This window comes from Mesorhizobium sp. M0028 (genome assembly GCF_040323855.1).
Lineage (GTDB): Bacteria > Pseudomonadota > Alphaproteobacteria > Rhizobiales > Rhizobiaceae > Mesorhizobium.
This window is the reverse complement of record NZ_JAMYVG010000015.1, coordinates 1-14,030: the sequence shown is the minus strand read 5'-3', so window position 1 is coordinate 14,030 and position 14,030 is coordinate 1. Positions and strand designations below refer to the sequence as shown.

Here is a 14,030-nt window from a genome sequence, read left to right as displayed (position 1 = left end):
CCCCGTCCCGACTCCAGCGGGACACACGAGCCCCGCCGGTTCCCCTCCCCGGCGGGGTTTCGTTTTTTAGAACCTTGCAAACCGCCGCAGCCTGCCCGAAATACGGCACTCCGACAACGGAGCCCGGAATCGCCGCATGAAGCGCCTCGAACTCGCCATCGAATCGATCATTCTCGCCTCGCGCTGGCTGCTGGTCGTCTTCTATCTCGGACTGGGCGCGGCGCTTGCCATCTATGCCGTGTCCTTCGGCAAGAAGCTGTTCGAGTTCGTCTTCGTGGCCTTCACGCTCGACGACACCGATACCATCCTGAAGATCCTCGGCCTCATCGACGCCGCGCTGGTCGCCTCACTGGTGGTGATGGTGATCATCTCGGGCTACGAAAACTTCGTAAGCCGCTTCGATGAAAATGACGGCAAGGTGCATTGGCTGGGCACGATCGATGTCGGCTCGCTGAAGGTCAAGGTCGCCTCGACAATCGTCGCCATCTCCTCGATCCACCTCCTGCAGGTTTTCCTGAACTCGGTCTCCTACACGACCGACCAGCTGATGTGGCTGACCATCATTCATCTGGCCTTCGTTCTGTCGGCACTGATGCTTGCCTATATCGACCGGCTGATGGGTCTTGGCAAAGCCAAGAAAGCCGAAGGCTGAGCACGCGTCTGTGCCGGTCTTTAAGAGATACGCCTGTCAGCTAGATGCTTTCCGTCAGTAAATACCTTTGATTTTGGTATCAGTCCGCTCGAACACCTCGTCCGGCACAAAAAAGTCGCCGGCGAGCGGGCCTGTCGCGCCCGGCGCATAGGCTGAGAAATCGCTGACGCCTTCGGCGCGCAGCACTTCTTCGTCGATGTAGAAATTACCGGTTGCCCCGCGCGACGGCCTGACCAGGATGGCGTGTGCGGCATCGGCCATGATGTCGGGCGAACGGCTCATCGCCGCCACCGTCGCCCCGCCCAGGAGGTTGCGCACCGCCGCCGTGTCGATGGTCGAGATCGGCCATAGCGAATTGACCGCAATGCCGTCCCTGGCGAACTCGGCGCTCATGCCCAGCGTGCACATCGACATGCCGAACTTCGCCATCGTGTAGGCGACATGGTTCTTGAACCATTTGGCCTTCATGTCGAGCGGCGGCGCCAGATTCAAAATGTGAGGATTTTCCGCCAACCTCAAGTGTGGAATGCACATTTTGGAGACGAGAAAAGTACCGCGCGTGTTGATCTGGTGCATCAGGTCGTAGCGTTTCATGTCGGTCTCCAGCGTGCCGGTGAGTTGGATGGCGCTGGCATTGTTGATGCAGATATCGATGCCGCCGAACGTCTCCACGGTCTTGGCGACGGCTTCGGCGACCTGCGCTTCATCGCGGATGTCGCACAGCGCCGGCAGCGCCTTGCCGCCGGCCCGCTCGATCTCTTGCGCCGCTGTGTAGATCGTCCCCGGCAGCTTCGGATGCGGCTCGGCGGTCTTGGCCGCGATCGTCACATTGGCGCCGTCGCGCGCGGCGCGCAGCGCAATCGCCAGCCCGATGCCGCGTGACCCGCCAGAGATGAACAGCGTCTTTCCCTTGAGCGACATCCTCGCCCCTCCCTGTGCTACTCTCTTTTCTACCATCTTTTCTCCTTGCGATCCTTGCCTGCACCGCCGGCGGATACAAGCGCCCTTAACCCGCAGCGGTGGTGTGACGCTACGGAGGGTCGTGGATTTCGCGGGAGCGCGCGTTGAATCTGTCGGGCAAGTTGGTATATATTCTATACGAAAAGGGAGAATATATAAATGGCCTTATCGATCAAGAATATGGCAGTCGAGCAACTGGCACGTGAGCTCGCCCGCCGGCGCCAGGTATCGGTGACGGAGGCCATCCGTCAAAGCCTCGAGCGCGAGGTTGCGCGCGAGCGGCTTGTGCCGCGCGACGAGACCGGTGACCTTTTTCAACGTCTGATGGCGATTGCGGAACGAGCTGCACGAATACCGGAGCGCAAAGACGCGATGAGCGACGATGAAATTCTCGGTTATGACGAACTGGGTATCCCGACGCGATGATCATCGATTCCTCGGCGCTGGTCGCCATTTTACGCACGGAGCCGGGCTACGACCGCTTCGTTTTGGCGATCACCCAGGCTGAAAGACGTTTGCTTCCGGCACCGACACTGCTTGAAACGACAATGGTGCTCGTCGGCCGCTGGCAGGACCAGATTATCGATCGCTTCGAAACTTTTTTGCGCACCGCCTCGATCGAGACGATCCCCTTCACGGCCGACCACGCCGCGGTCGCTCGTCAGGCGTTCCTGCGCTATGGCAAGGGCCGGCATCCGGCCGCCCTCAACTTCGGCGACTGCATTGCCTATGCTGCGGCACGTATCGAAGCCATGCCGTTGCTGTTCAAGGGTGACGATTTCCGGCTGACCGACATCGAACCGGCTGTTTGATCCACGGCTAGACCAGCACCAGGCCCTGCCGCATGGCGATGGCGATCGCATCGGTGCGGTTGGCGGCACCGAGCTTCGTCAGGATCGCTGCGACGTGGAATTTCGCCGTATGCACGGAGATGTTCAGCCGCCGCGCGATGACCTTGTTGGGCGCGCCTTCGGCGAGCAGTGCCAGCACCTCGCTTTCGCGCGGCGAAAGCGTCGGCCGGACGATTTGCTCGTTACTCGGTTCCTCGTCGAACCGGTCGCTGTCATGAAAGGTAAAATCGTGCCCGTCTGACAGAGCGTGGCTGTCACGCGAAATCCGGTAGCCAGCCGCCGCCAGCCGCGCCGCAGCGGCGATCAGCACGTCGTCCGCTGCCACCGGCAGCACGGCAAACACTGTATCGGCCGGCCGCTCCCCGGCCGCTCGCGACGATAGCAGCACTCGAGGCATAGCGGCGTCGACGAGCCCGCCTTGCACCCCATGATCATCGACGATGGCGACATCCGCCGCCCAACGCCCGTCGACTTCGCCCGCCAGAAAAGGCTGCAGGTCATCGGTCGCAGCGAGAGCCGCGGACAGACTTCGCGCGCGCTCGACGTCACGGAGCACGATCAGCACCGTCAGCCGTCTGCCAGCGACCTCACCGCTTACCATCTATCCCTCAGCTCAGTGGTTTTTCACCGATGGTCAGTGAGACCTCACGGTTCTCGCCGCCGCGCACCACGCCGAGTGTCACCAAGGCACCGGCGCTGTCCGGCCCGAGCTTGCGGATCAGCTCGCGCGGGCCATGCACCGTCTCTGCGTTCCACGATACGATGATGTCGCCGAGACTGAGACCGGCGGCTTTCGCCGGGCCGCTATCGTCAAGGCTCATCACCATGGCGCCCTGTGTATCACCATTGCGGACCGGATGCAGGCCGGCACCAAGATAGCCCCTCGCCACATGACCCTTCTCGCGCAGCGTCGTGACTGCCCGCTCGATCGTTTCGTAAGGCATGACCAGCGCCCGCCGGCGTGGCCCGAACAGCAGCATGCCGATCAGTCCGCCCTTGGCGTCGAGCACAGGGCCGCCCTCGAAACGGCCGCCGGCATTGACGGCAAGGTTGATGCGCCGGTCGATCGTGCCGCCGCGCATTGAACGCCAGGCCGGGCCGACCTCGCCGACCGTGCCGAAGGTAGCGAGCGAGGTGCCGTCGCTATTGCCCGCGACGATCGCCAGATTGCCCGGCCGCACTGCATCCGCCTTCACCAGGGACGGCACGCTTGGTGCGCCGGTGGGTTTCAAAACGGCCGTGCCGGTGGACGGGTCGCGGCCGACCAGCTCGGCCTTGACGGTTTCGCCCGAAGGAAACGTCAGCTCGATCTCCTCGCCGGCCTCGACCGCCTCCTCGGCAGTGACGAAATAGTCGTCCTGCCAGTGGAAAGCGGTAGACGTGCGGTGGTGGTGCGTCGCGAAGCTGGCCGTCGCTGGAGCCGCGGCTGCGGCGATGTCGGCAATGGCGTCGGAAAATGTGCTCAGATTGAAATCGCTCATGATTTGTCTCCTGGGTTCCTCGTGACCCAGATATCGCCCGGCAGGGCGTTGGCGGATACTCGCCTGACGGCTAGTTGGGCGTTTGACTGGCCATCTGGTCAGGTCGCGGCCGGTCCGGCCGCTCCGCACATATAGGCATTGTTCATCTTGTTCCAAAAGCTACGGAGCCCCGCAGATGGCCCTGCCCGCCCAGCAATTGCAATATGACGATGCCCTTCTCGATGCCTATTCGGCGACGGTCGCCGATGCCGTCGACCGCATCGGGCCCGCCGTCTGCCGCATCGAGCGTGTCGGTGGCCCGGGCGGCCATGGCTCAGGCTTCGTCATCGCGCCGGACGGGCTGGTCGTCACCAACTTCCACGTCGTCGGCGATGCGCGCAGTGTGCGCGTGTCGATGCCGGACGGCGCCTCCAGGGAAGGCCGCGTGCTCGGCCGCGACCCCGACACCGACATTGCGCTGGTGCGCGCCGACGGCAACTTTGCCGACGTTGCGCCGCTTGGCGATTCCAAGCGTTTGAGGCGCGGCCAGATTGCAATTGCCATCGGCAACCCGCTCGGCTTCGAATGGACCGTCACCACCGGCGTCGTCTCGGCGCTCGGCCGCTCGATGCGTGCCTCCACCGGCCGGCTGATCGACGACGTCATCCAGACTGACGCCGCGCTCAACCCCGGCAATTCCGGCGGACCGCTGGTGTCCTCGGCCGGCGAGGTGATCGGCGTCAACACCGCGATGATCCACGGAGCGCAAGGCATCGCGTTCGCGGTTGCCTCCAACACCGCCAATTTCGTCATCTCGGAGATCATCCGCTTCGGCCGCGTGCGCCGCGCCTTCATCGGCGTTTCCGCCGACACCACCAACCTGCCGCGCCGCGCAGCACTCTTGTCGCAAGTGTCGAGCATCACGGCGGTGCGCCTGCGCAGCGTCGAGAAGAACAGCCCGGCGGACAAGGCCGGTCTCAGGGAAGGCGACATTATTGCCGCCATCGACGGCCGCCCGGTCACCGGCGTCGACGATCTTGTGCGCATGCTCGACGCCGAGCGCATCGGCCGCGAGACACTGTGCACGGTGGTGCGCCGCTCCGGCATTGCCCAGGTCACGGTGATGCCGTTGGCGAGGGCAAGCTAGCTCGCTGCAGCACCCTGCGCATATTGCGCCAGGAATTCCGGGCTCGGCGGGATCGGCCTGATCACGTCGATCAGCACGCCGTTGGGATCCTTGGTGATGAAATGGCGCTGGCCGAAGGGTTCGTCGCGCAGCGTTAGCAGGATCGGCAGGCCGGCGGCGGTGATCCGCTCATAGACGGCATCCGGGTCCCTGACCTCGAAATTGATCAGCACGCCAGACGCGCGGCCCCGCCCCTCCTCCGGGATCGTCTCATGATCGCCCTGGACGATGCCGAGGTTGACGCGGCGATCTTCGGCTGAGCGCAGATGGATGTACCAGTCGGCCTCGAACAGCGGCTTGAAGCCGAAATGCGCGACATAAAAGGCTGCAGTGCCGGCAACATCGCCCGTCATCAGCACCGGATAATAGCTCGTCGTCCTCATCTTTCCTTCTCCCGGCGAACAACATACAATCTGCATGTAAATGTAACTAACATACAGGCTGAATGTATGCAACAGCGATCCGCTCGCCGCTCCAACCGTGATCGCACCGAAGCGACACGCGCCGAGCTCATCGCCGCGGCGCGAAAACTGTTCACCGAAAAATCCTATGCCGAGACCAGCACACCCGAGATCGTCGCCGCTGCCGGCGTAACGCGCGGCGCGCTTTATCATCACTTTGCAGATAAACAGGCGCTGTTTGCCGCTGTGGTCGAACAGGAGGCGCAAGCCGTGGCGGAAGAGATCGAACGCGCGTCGCCGCCTTCGCTATTTGCCCGCGATGCGCTGATTGCCGGCTCGGATGCCTATCTGGCTGCCATGCGCGCCCCCGGCCGAACTCGGCTCTTGCTGCTTGATGGCCCCGCCGTGCTCGGCCGCGCCGCCATGGATGCGATCGACAATCGCCATGGCAACCGTTCGCTGCGTGAGGGCCTTGTTGCCGCGATGCGCTCGCACTCTATGACGAGATTGCCTGTGGAAGCTCTGACCGCTTTGCTCGCCGCTGCCTTCGACCGCGCAGCGCTCGCCATTGAAGCTGGAGCATCGATCGAGGACTATCGCGCCGTTCTCATCGCGCTGATCGACGGTCTGTCTCCGGCTCCTCCTTAGGCACCTCACCCGGCTCGAATTCGTTGAAACAACCAAGCTGGCGCTTGAACTGATCGATCAGCCAGGCGGCCGCCGGTTTCGGGCTGCGATCGGCGCGGTGCATGGCATAAAGCGGCGAGCGGACTTCGCTGTAAGGCTCGAGATCGAGTTCGACGAGCCGGCCGTTCGCCAGATCATCGGCAATCAGCCATCGCGGCAGCCCGCCCCAGCCCAGCCCCTCGCGCATCAGCACGTGCTTGGTGCGCACATCCGTCAGCCGCCAAGTGCGGTAGGCGAAGACGCCATAGTCGCGCCCGCGCGTACGCTCGGACTGGTCCGAGACGACCAGTTGGATGTGTTCGCGGACATCCTCCAGCGCCACTGGTCTGGGCAGCAGCGCCAGCGGGTGATCAGGCGCTGCGGCCGGCACCAGGGAGAAGAAACCGATGCGCAGCAGATTCACGTCCGCCTCGCCCAGAAGCCCTCCGATGCCGAGATCGGCCTGTCCGCGGACAACATGATCGAGGATAAGGCCAAGCGAGCCGATATGCAGACGCAGTGTCACGGCCGGAAACTGCACCTCGAATGCCTTTAGCACCCGAACCAGCACCGGCGACGGTAGCGTCACGTCGACCGACAGCGCAACTTCCGCCTCCAATCCCTGCCGATATCCGTCGATACGCGAGCGGATGCGTTGCAGCACGCCGACCATGCGCCGCGCATCTTCCAGCGTCGCCTTGCCGACATCGGTCAGTTGCGGCTCACGCGTGCCCTCACGCTCAAACAGCTTCAGCCCAAGCTGCGCTTCGAGGTTGGCAATGGCGTAGCTGATGACCGACTGCGCGCGGTTGAGCTTACGGCCGGCAGCCGAGAAGGAACCGGTGTCGGCCACCGCAACCAGGATCTGCAGTTGGTCAAGCGTCGGGTTGGGCTGCATCTTTCAATCCACAATTTAGATGGATCATATACAAAATATACCAGTTTTTCAAATGGGTCTGCGCACACATATTTGGCGGGAGATTTTAATCCAACCCTGGAGAGTCACCATGTCCATCCTTCTTGTCACATCCAGCCCACGCGGCGCCGCCTCGCACTCGACCCGCGTCGCCAACGAACTCGCCGACAAACTGCTTGCCGCCGATCCTTCGGCCAAGCTTGTCGCCCGCGACCTCGTCGCCAACCCGCTGCCGCATATCGACCCCGACTATTCGACCGGCATCTATACGCCGGCCGAAGCGCGCACCCAGCGCCAGGCTGAGGTCGTCGGCGTTTCCGATACTGTACTGGACGAGCTGTTTGCGGCCGACACCGTCATTCTCGCCACTGGCTTCATCAACTTCAACATCTCGTCGACGCTGAAATCCTGGGTCGACCACGTCGCCCGCTCCGGCAAAACCTTTGCTTATGGCGATGCTGGCCCGAAAGGCCTCGTCACCGGCAAGAAAGTCTATATCGTGCTGGCCTCGGGCGGCATCTATTCCGAAGGTGCGGCCGTGCAGTTCGATCATGCCATTCCCTACCTGCGCAGCGTGCTCGGCTTTCTCGGCATGACCGATGTGGAGGTCATCCGCATCGAAGGAGTCGGCATGGGCGCCGATGCGGTAGCAGCAGCGCTGGCCAAGGCCTCGACCAAGGTCGACGCCATTGTGGCTGCAACCGGAAGCGCCGAGCGCGTCGCCGCCGCGGCGTAAAGCCAGCATCGTTTGAATTGAACAAGGGCAGGCGCTCGGTGCCTGCCCTTGCTGTCGTTGGCGACAACCTATTGTGGTGGGCCAACAACTGCCATCGGTTATTCCGCTTGTCTGCGCTATCGGTCGCGGATGTTCCTGTCCGTTGCCACAACGCACCGTCCGGCCACCGATCTCGGTTTCCTGCTGCACAAGCATCCCGATCGTTTGCACGAGACCGACCTCTCCTTTGGCAAAGGGTGGCTATTCTATCCCGAAGCGACCGAAGAGCGTTGCGAGGCAGCACTCCTGCTCGATGTCGACCCGATAGGGCTAGTGCGCGGCAAGGGGCGGGCGGAAGGCTTGCTGGACCAATATGTGAACGACCGGCCTTACGCGGCATCGTCTTTCCTGTCCGTGGCGCTAAACAAAATGCTGCGGACGGCGATGACCGGAATGTCAAAGGAGCGCCAGGAACTGGCTAGCGGCGAACTGCCGCTGGAGGCAGTCGTGACTCCACTGCCGATGCGCGGCGGTGAGGCTCTGGTTCGAAGCCTGTTCGAACCCTTGGGCTGGACAGTCGATCTGACGCCAATCGAGGGAATCGGGTCTGGTGCAGGCGAGTCCCGGTACGGCCATCTGAAGCTGACCGGCACGGGCCGGCTCAGCGCCTTGTTGAACCACCTCTACGTACTGATCCCGGTGATGGACGATGCCAAGCATTATTGGGTCGGCGAAGCAGAGGTCGACAAGCTGCTGTCCAAGGGAGAGGGCTGGCTGGAAAAACATCCCGCCAAGGACCTGATAGTTCGCCGATACTTGCGCAACCGCGGTGCCTTGGCCCGCATCGCTCTGGAACGACTGGTTCCTGAAACGGCCAGGGAGACTTTGCCGCCCGAACTGCGTGTCACACCTGAGGAAGCGCTGGAGACGCCGATCCGGCTCAACGATCTGCGCATGGAAGCTGTTGTCCGAGCCATCCAGGCAACGGGTGCAACCACGGTTGCGGACCTGGGATGCGGTGAAGGCAAGCTGCTCGACAGGCTGGTGCGCGAGCGATGGATTCACAAGCTGTTCGGTCTGGATCCGGCGGCGCGCGAACTGGAATGGGCCGCAAAGCGTCTCAAGCTGAACGAATTAGGCGGGCCGCCCGAGGGCCGGGTCACGCTGCTGCATGGATCGCTGACCTACCGCGACAGCCGTTGGGCCGCAGCCGACGTCGCCGTTCTGGTCGAGGTCATCGAGCATCTCGACGAGGACAGGCTGCCCCTGGTCGAACGCATCGTTTTCGGTGAGACGGCGCCCAAATCCGTCATTGTGACCACTCCGAATGCGGACTACAACGCTCTGTTTCCAAGACTGGTCCCTGGCGCATTTCGCCATCCCGATCACCGTTTCGAATGGAGCCGGGCTCAGTTCCAAGCCTGGGCGGCCAAAATCGGCGAGATCTATGGCTATGCAGCCACCTTCAGCGGTATCGGAGCCGAGGACCCGACCCTCGGCGCCCCCACCCAGATGGCAGTGTTCACCCGATGAGAGAACCTGATAAGACCAACCTCACCATTCCTGACTTCGCCCTCGTCGTGCTGATCGGCTCGACCGGATCGGGCAAGTCGACTTTCGCGGCCAGGCATTTCCTGACGACTGAGATTATCTCCTCGGACCAGTGCCGGGCGCTGATCTCCGACGACGAAACCGACCAGGACGTCTCTGCGGATGCCTTCGATCTGGTTCGCGAAATAGCCGGCAAGCGGCTCAAACACCGCAGGCTGGCCGTCATCGATGCCACCAATGTGCGAGCCGCCGACCGCAAGCCCTGGATTGAGCTGGCGCGCAAGTGGCACGCTTTGCCCGTCGCCGTGGTCCTCGATCCAGGCGTCGAGGTGTGCGTCGCACGCAATGCGGTGCGAGCCGACCGGCAGTTCGGCGCCGGGGTCGCCCGGCGCATGACAACCGAGGTCCGCAAGGGTCTTGGCGGCCTCCAACGCGAGGGCTTCCGCCAGGTCTGGAAGCTTACCAGCGAGGCCAGCATCGACGCGGCCGAGGTGTCGCGACAGCCGCTGTGGACCGATAAGCGCGACGACCATGGCCCGTTCGATATCATTGGCGACATCCATGGCTGTTCGGATGAGCTTCATATCCTGCTCGCTCGACTGGGCTACAGCGTCGCCTGGTCTGAGCATCAGGGCGACCGAATGGTCACCGTGGTTCCACCAGAGGGCCGCAAGATCGTCTTTGTCGGCGACCTCGTCGATCGCGGCCCCAACTCGCCCGACGTGCTGCGCATTGCCATGAGCATGGTCGCGGCTGGAACGGCTTACTGTGTCCAGGGCAACCATGAACGCAAACTCAGCCGCTGGCTAGAAGGCCGCAAGGTCACGGTCGCTCACGGCCTCCAGCAGACTGTCGATCAGCTAAATGCACAGGACCGAGGCCTGCGCGAGGCGCTGCCGGCCTTTCTCGACGGCCTGCGCAGCCATGTCTGGCTCGATGGCGGAGGCCTCGCCGTCGCCCATGCCGGCCTCAAGGAAGAGATGATCGGACGCGGTTCCGGCGCTGTGCGCGAGTTCGCTCTGTACGGCGAGACCACAGGCGAGACCGACGAGTTCGGGCTGCCCGTCCGTGCCGACTGGGCTGCGGCCTATCGTGGCAAGACGGGCATTATCTATGGACATACGCCCACGCTATCGGCCGAATGGGTCAACAACACCCTGTGCATCGACACCGGATGCGTATTCGGCGGCAAGCTGACGGCCTTGCGCTGGCCGGAACGCGAACTGGTCGAGGTGCCGGCAATCGAGACCTGGTCGGAGCCGATACGTCCGCTGGGCGGGTCCGGTCCCGGTAAATCGGCACAGGCCGACGCCGACGGCGTGCTCGATTATCAGGATGTCTCCGGTCGCCGTTGGATCGAGACCGGACTGAGGGGCCGGATTGTCGTGGCCGAGGAGAACGCGTCGGCAGCACTGGAGGTGATGAGCCGCTTCGCGCTCTCGCCGCAATGGCTGATCTATCTGCCGCCGACCATGTCGCCGTCCGAGACCAGCAGCCAGGACGGCTGGCTGGAACGTCCGGAGGATGCCTTCGCTTACTTCCGCGAGCGCGGCGTTGCGCAGATCGTGTGCGAGGAGAAGCACATGGGTTCGCGGGCAGTGATCGCGCTCTGCCGGAACGCGCAGGCGGCACGCAGCCGCTTCGGGGTCCCTGGCGACGAAACCGGCGCAATCTGGACCCGCACCGGACGCTCCTTTTTCAATGACAGTGCCATGACGGAGGACCTGCTCGCCCGTCTTCGCACCGAGGTCGACGCGGCGGATCTGTGGAAGGAATTGAACAGCGACTGGCTGCTGCTGGACGCCGAGATAATGCCTTGGTCCGCCAAGGCCGGCAGTCTGATCGAAAGCCAGTATGCGCCTGTGGCGATATCCTCTGCCGCCGGTTTCAAGGCCAGCAACGAGGCGCTGGCCCGTGCGATGGCGCGCGGCGTCGATGCAGCCGGCCTGAACGCACGCCTTGAAGACCGGGCCGTCCGCGCAGCCAAATACGCCACCGCCTGGGCGCCCTACGTATGGCCAGTTTCGGGCGTCGAGGACCTTAAGGCCGCGCCTTTCCACCTGCTGGCCAGCGAGGGACGTGTTTGGTTTGACCAGGACCATGTCTGGCACATGTCGCTCGCGGACCGTCTGGCTGCCCGTGGCGGCGTGGTCACGCCGACTCGATGGCGTATGGTTGACCTCGCCGACGGCAGCGCGTGTGCCGAGGCCGTCGCCTGGTGGGAAGCACTGACCGGCTCAGGCGGCGAAGGCATGGTGGTCAAACCACGCGACTTCGTCAGCCGTGGCGAGAAGGGGCTCATCCAGCCGGCGCTGAAGGTCCGCGGCCCGGAATATTTGCGCATCATCTATGGTCCCGAATATGATGCACCCGACAATCTCATCCGCCTCCGAGAACGCGGCCTGGCCGGCAAGCGCAGCCTGGCGTTCCGGGAGTTCGCGCTTGGCCACGAAGCGCTAACGCGATTTGTCGCCAAGCAGCCGCTACGCCGGGTTCACGAGTGTGTCTTCGCCGTGCTGGCGTTGGAAAGCGAGCCAATCGACCCAAGGCTGTAGTAGCCGATCTATCCGAAGATCTTTTCGCCCTGCTCGTCGACCAGCTGGATGCCCTTTTTGATCGAGATGTCGACGGCATCATCAAGCCCGGCAAAGCGGTCGGCGCGGATGAATTTGTGCTCCTTCATCACGCCGTCGATCTCTTTCGAAACCACGCCGCAGGTCTGGTACTGGCCCTCCGCCTTGTAGGGCGTGGCGCTGATCAAAAATCCCTTGTGCTCGATCTGCTTTACAGGCGCCGCTGTCTTTGGCTCGGCGGCTTCGTTGCCTCCGCCGAAAAGACGCTTCAGAAAAGACATGGGGTATCCTCCAACGGCAATCATCCTGCACCACATAGCGCGACGCAGGATGATTTTCAGTACCGGTCCTTGGCTGGACCGGCAAGGGCCGCCTGCGGCTTGCCGTTAGAGGTCAGTCGCGCGTCAGTGCTTCCAGGGCTTCCGCGGCAGCTTCCAATATGCTGATTGCCTCGGCCTGCTTTGCTTCAGGCGCATCGACGATCTCGCCGAGCGCGGCGCGTAGCCGGTGGCGCACGGCGCGAAACTCGTCGCGCTTTTCCGAGCGGCCGCGGCCGCGCCGGCCACCGTCGCCGTCATCGTTCCAGCCGAACCAGTCGCGCGCCTTGGCCATCTTGCGGCCGAAGCGCTCGAGATGTTCGAGCACGTGGTCGATCATCTCGCGATTTTCGTTGAGGTGCGCCTGCCCAGCCTCGGTGATTGAAAACACCTTCTTGTTGCCTTCCGCCGCAGAAACGGCGTAGCCGGCCTCCTCCAGGAAGGTCAGCGTCGGATAGACCACGCCGGGGCTCGGGCTGTAGACGCCGCTGGTGCGCTCCTCCAGCGCCTTGATGATGTCGTAGCCGTGCCGCGGCGCCTCGGCCAGCAGTGACAGCGTGATCAGCTTGAGATCGCCGTCGGCCAGCATGCGGCCGGCGCGGAACATGTCGCCCGGCCCGCCGCGTCCGCCGCCTCTCATGCCATGCCCGAACGGGCCAAAGCCGCCGCCACGTCCGCCGAACTTGCCGGCCATATGCATGAAGACGCGCTCGGCGCGTTCGCCGAAACGATGATGGCTGAAATGATTGTCTTTGTGCATTGTCTGCTCCTTGAGTTATGTCTTACGATATATCTCAACTAAGTGCCCGCCACGGCCGAGTCAAGATATATCTTACGATGTATCTGAAAATGGCACCAGCAGGATTGAGTTCGCCAGCGAGGGCAGCTAGACGGTGCATGAGGGCCGAAGGCCGCTCCGTAAGCGTCTGACGTGAAGCAACGCATCCACCCCGGTCGTTCCGGGCAGTTACGCCGACAATACCGGCGAATGGGTGCAAGGCGACGAACCGGATGCTTCAGGGAAATCCAAATGACCATGAAAACCCCGCGCAGCAGGCTGCCTGTGCGCTATGCCGCCGTGCTCGACCCGCTGGTGCTGTCGTTGTTGACGACGTTCATCGTGTCGTTCATCTCGACACTGAAAAGCCTTGGCTTCCAGCCCGACATGTGGCCACTTGGCTGACGGCTTGAGGCCTGTCCTGGCTGGCCGACGCTGCTGCCAGTGCTGCCGGCGGTGATAGTGTGCTGAAGGTTCTGCAAAAAGTTTTGGAGAGAGAACGGGGCTTGCTCTGAGGGCCGAGCGGCCATGGCACGGTGGTGACGTTGCGATCACCGATTCCCGTGGAAGGGGAAGTGCCATGACCAATCGAGACGTTAGACTGAGCAGAGGCGAGTTGAAAGCGTTGCTGTTGTCGGATGAGGACGGCTTTCGCCAGGCATTGCAGAGTGTCGTGCAGGAGGTTCTTGAAGCCGAGATGACGGAGGCGATCGGGGCCGAGAAAGGCGAGCGGACGGCGGAGCGGACGAGTTACCGGTCCGGCTATTACGAACGCAAGCTGGTGACGCGGGTCGGGGTGCTGGAGCTTCGCGTTCCGCAGGATCGGGCTGGCCGGTTCTCGACGGAGTTGTTTGAGCGCTACCAGCGTTCGGAGAAGGCATTGGTGTCGGCGCTGGTCGAGATGTACGTGCAGGGCGTCTCGACCCGCAAGGTGAAGGCGGTGACGGAGGAATTGTGCGGCCACTCTTTCTCGGCCTCGACGGTGAGCGAGGCGACGATGCGGC

At 63.2% G+C, this 14,030-nt stretch carries 17 protein-coding genes; 10 read left to right on the top strand and 7 right to left on the bottom strand.

Features of this window, described 5'->3' with window-relative positions; translation table 11 throughout:
* Window positions 1–136 precede the first annotated feature (136 nt).
* Window positions 137–652 (top strand): TIGR00645 family protein, encoded by a 516-nt coding sequence (locus tag NKJ93_RS23450; protein WP_352591327.1) that lies wholly within the window; start codon window positions 137–139, stop codon window positions 650–652.
* Window positions 653–706: 54 nt separating this feature from the next.
* Here NKJ93_RS23450 and NKJ93_RS23445 read toward each other — a convergent pair whose 3' ends face one another.
* Entirely contained in the window at window positions 707–1,573 is an 867-nt protein-coding gene (locus tag NKJ93_RS23445) for an SDR family oxidoreductase (protein ID WP_352494950.1), read from the bottom strand.
* A 198-nt stretch (window positions 1,574–1,771) separates the two neighbouring features.
* Between NKJ93_RS23445 and NKJ93_RS23440 the strand changes: the two genes are divergently transcribed.
* Window positions 1,772–2,038 carry a type II toxin-antitoxin system VapB family antitoxin gene (locus NKJ93_RS23440; protein ID WP_023719325.1) on the top strand — a complete coding sequence of 89 codons (267 nt, stop codon included), beginning with the start codon at window positions 1,772–1,774 and terminating at the stop codon, window positions 2,036–2,038.
* The gene (locus NKJ93_RS23435; RefSeq protein ID WP_023719326.1) at window positions 2,035–2,424 is read left to right on the top strand and encodes a type II toxin-antitoxin system VapC family toxin; all 390 of its coding nucleotides are present in this window, start codon (window positions 2,035–2,037) and stop codon (window positions 2,422–2,424) included. The genes NKJ93_RS23440 and NKJ93_RS23435 overlap by 4 nt, the downstream gene beginning before the upstream one ends.
* Before the next feature lie 7 nt (window positions 2,425–2,431).
* Here NKJ93_RS23435 and NKJ93_RS23430 read toward each other — a convergent pair whose 3' ends face one another.
* Both NKJ93_RS23430 and NKJ93_RS23425 read right to left on the bottom strand, forming a co-directional pair.
* A complete protein-coding gene (locus NKJ93_RS23430) occupies window positions 2,432–3,064 on the bottom strand; it encodes a helix-turn-helix transcriptional regulator (protein WP_023719327.1) in 633 nt (210 codons plus the stop codon).
* Window positions 3,065–3,071: 7 nt separating this feature from the next.
* Window positions 3,072–3,944, bottom strand: coding sequence for a S1C family serine protease (locus NKJ93_RS23425; protein ID WP_352591324.1), 873 nt, complete (start codon window positions 3,942–3,944; stop codon window positions 3,072–3,074).
* A gap of 175 nt (window positions 3,945–4,119) precedes the next feature.
* Between NKJ93_RS23425 and NKJ93_RS23420 the strand changes: the two genes are divergently transcribed.
* A complete protein-coding gene (locus NKJ93_RS23420) occupies window positions 4,120–5,070 on the top strand; it encodes a S1C family serine protease (RefSeq protein ID WP_352591321.1) in 951 nt (316 codons plus the stop codon).
* On the opposite strand, the gene NKJ93_RS23415 is transcribed toward NKJ93_RS23420, so the two are convergent.
* Window positions 5,067–5,492, bottom strand: coding sequence for a VOC family protein (locus NKJ93_RS23415; protein ID WP_352483190.1), 426 nt, complete (start codon window positions 5,490–5,492; stop codon window positions 5,067–5,069). The two genes, NKJ93_RS23420 and NKJ93_RS23415, sit on opposite strands and share 4 nt — an antisense overlap.
* 66 nt (window positions 5,493–5,558) lie before the next feature.
* On the opposite strand from NKJ93_RS23415, the gene NKJ93_RS23410 reads away from it, so the two are divergent.
* Window positions 5,559–6,158, top strand: a complete 600-nt coding sequence (locus NKJ93_RS23410; protein WP_023719331.1) for a TetR/AcrR family transcriptional regulator — start codon at window positions 5,559–5,561, stop codon at window positions 6,156–6,158.
* On the opposite strand, the gene NKJ93_RS23405 is transcribed toward NKJ93_RS23410, so the two are convergent.
* Window positions 6,118–7,074 (bottom strand): LysR family transcriptional regulator, encoded by a 957-nt coding sequence (locus NKJ93_RS23405; protein ID WP_023719332.1) that lies wholly within the window; start codon window positions 7,072–7,074, stop codon window positions 6,118–6,120. The genes NKJ93_RS23410 and NKJ93_RS23405 overlap by 41 nt on opposite strands.
* A 109-nt stretch (window positions 7,075–7,183) precedes the next feature.
* On the opposite strand from NKJ93_RS23405, the gene NKJ93_RS23400 reads away from it, so the two are divergent.
* The 3 genes from NKJ93_RS23400 to NKJ93_RS23390 all read left to right on the top strand — a co-directional run bounded on the left by NKJ93_RS23400 (window position 7,184) and on the right by NKJ93_RS23390 (window position 11,913).
* On the top strand, window positions 7,184–7,828 hold the full coding sequence (locus tag NKJ93_RS23400) for an FMN-dependent NADH-azoreductase (protein ID WP_023719333.1): 645 nt from the start codon (window positions 7,184–7,186) through the stop codon (window positions 7,826–7,828).
* A gap of 129 nt (window positions 7,829–7,957) precedes the next feature.
* Window positions 7,958–9,340 carry a 3' terminal RNA ribose 2'-O-methyltransferase Hen1 gene (locus tag NKJ93_RS23395; protein WP_352591318.1) on the top strand — a complete coding sequence of 461 codons (1,383 nt, stop codon included), beginning with the start codon at window positions 7,958–7,960 and terminating at the stop codon, window positions 9,338–9,340.
* Window positions 9,337–11,913, top strand: coding sequence for a polynucleotide kinase-phosphatase (locus NKJ93_RS23390; protein WP_352591315.1), 2,577 nt, complete (start codon window positions 9,337–9,339; stop codon window positions 11,911–11,913). The genes NKJ93_RS23395 and NKJ93_RS23390 overlap by 4 nt, the downstream gene beginning before the upstream one ends.
* A gap of 8 nt (window positions 11,914–11,921) precedes the next feature.
* Here the strand turns inward: NKJ93_RS23390 and NKJ93_RS23385 are convergent, their stop codons facing one another.
* Together NKJ93_RS23385 and NKJ93_RS23380 are read right to left on the bottom strand one after the other, a co-directional pair.
* Complete coding sequence (locus NKJ93_RS23385; protein ID WP_023719334.1) at window positions 11,922–12,212, bottom strand: HlyU family transcriptional regulator; 291 nt, start codon at window positions 12,210–12,212, stop codon at window positions 11,922–11,924.
* 112 nt (window positions 12,213–12,324) lie between these two features.
* Complete coding sequence (locus tag NKJ93_RS23380; RefSeq protein ID WP_352491496.1) at window positions 12,325–13,008, bottom strand: PadR family transcriptional regulator; 684 nt, start codon at window positions 13,006–13,008, stop codon at window positions 12,325–12,327.
* A gap of 270 nt (window positions 13,009–13,278) precedes the next feature.
* On the opposite strand from NKJ93_RS23380, the gene NKJ93_RS23375 reads away from it, so the two are divergent.
* A complete protein-coding gene (locus tag NKJ93_RS23375) occupies window positions 13,279–13,431 on the top strand; it encodes a DUF2798 domain-containing protein (protein WP_352591312.1) in 153 nt (50 codons plus the stop codon).
* 175 nt (window positions 13,432–13,606) lie between these two features.
* On the top strand, window positions 13,607–14,030 hold a 424-nt coding region (locus NKJ93_RS23370), incomplete at its 3' end, for a transposase (protein WP_352591309.1).

Coding starts and splice junctions, on each gene's coding strand:
- NKJ93_RS23450 (WP_352591327.1), top strand. CDS start 137: ATGAAGCGCCTCGAACTCGCCATCGAATCGATCATTCTCGCCTCGCGC.
- NKJ93_RS23445 (WP_352494950.1), bottom strand. CDS start 1,573: ATGTCGCTCAAGGGAAAGACGCTGTTCATCTCTGGCGGGTCACGCGGC.
- NKJ93_RS23440 (WP_023719325.1), top strand. CDS start 1,772: ATGGCCTTATCGATCAAGAATATGGCAGTCGAGCAACTGGCACGTGAG.
- NKJ93_RS23435 (WP_023719326.1), top strand. CDS start 2,035: ATGATCATCGATTCCTCGGCGCTGGTCGCCATTTTACGCACGGAGCCG.
- NKJ93_RS23430 (WP_023719327.1), bottom strand. CDS start 3,064: ATGGTAAGCGGTGAGGTCGCTGGCAGACGGCTGACGGTGCTGATCGTG.
- NKJ93_RS23425 (WP_352591324.1), bottom strand. CDS start 3,944: ATGAGCGATTTCAATCTGAGCACATTTTCCGACGCCATTGCCGACATC.
- NKJ93_RS23420 (WP_352591321.1), top strand. CDS start 4,120: ATGGCCCTGCCCGCCCAGCAATTGCAATATGACGATGCCCTTCTCGAT.
- NKJ93_RS23415 (WP_352483190.1), bottom strand. CDS start 5,492: ATGAGGACGACGAGCTATTATCCGGTGCTGATGACGGGCGATGTTGCC.
- NKJ93_RS23410 (WP_023719331.1), top strand. CDS start 5,559: ATGCAACAGCGATCCGCTCGCCGCTCCAACCGTGATCGCACCGAAGCG.
- NKJ93_RS23405 (WP_023719332.1), bottom strand. CDS start 7,074: ATGCAGCCCAACCCGACGCTTGACCAACTGCAGATCCTGGTTGCGGTG.
- NKJ93_RS23400 (WP_023719333.1), top strand. CDS start 7,184: ATGTCCATCCTTCTTGTCACATCCAGCCCACGCGGCGCCGCCTCGCAC.
- NKJ93_RS23395 (WP_352591318.1), top strand. CDS start 7,958: ATGTTCCTGTCCGTTGCCACAACGCACCGTCCGGCCACCGATCTCGGT.
- NKJ93_RS23390 (WP_352591315.1), top strand. CDS start 9,337: ATGAGAGAACCTGATAAGACCAACCTCACCATTCCTGACTTCGCCCTC.
- NKJ93_RS23385 (WP_023719334.1), bottom strand. CDS start 12,212: ATGTCTTTTCTGAAGCGTCTTTTCGGCGGAGGCAACGAAGCCGCCGAG.
- NKJ93_RS23380 (WP_352491496.1), bottom strand. CDS start 13,008: ATGCACAAAGACAATCATTTCAGCCATCATCGTTTCGGCGAACGCGCC.
- NKJ93_RS23375 (WP_352591312.1), top strand. CDS start 13,279: ATGACCATGAAAACCCCGCGCAGCAGGCTGCCTGTGCGCTATGCCGCC.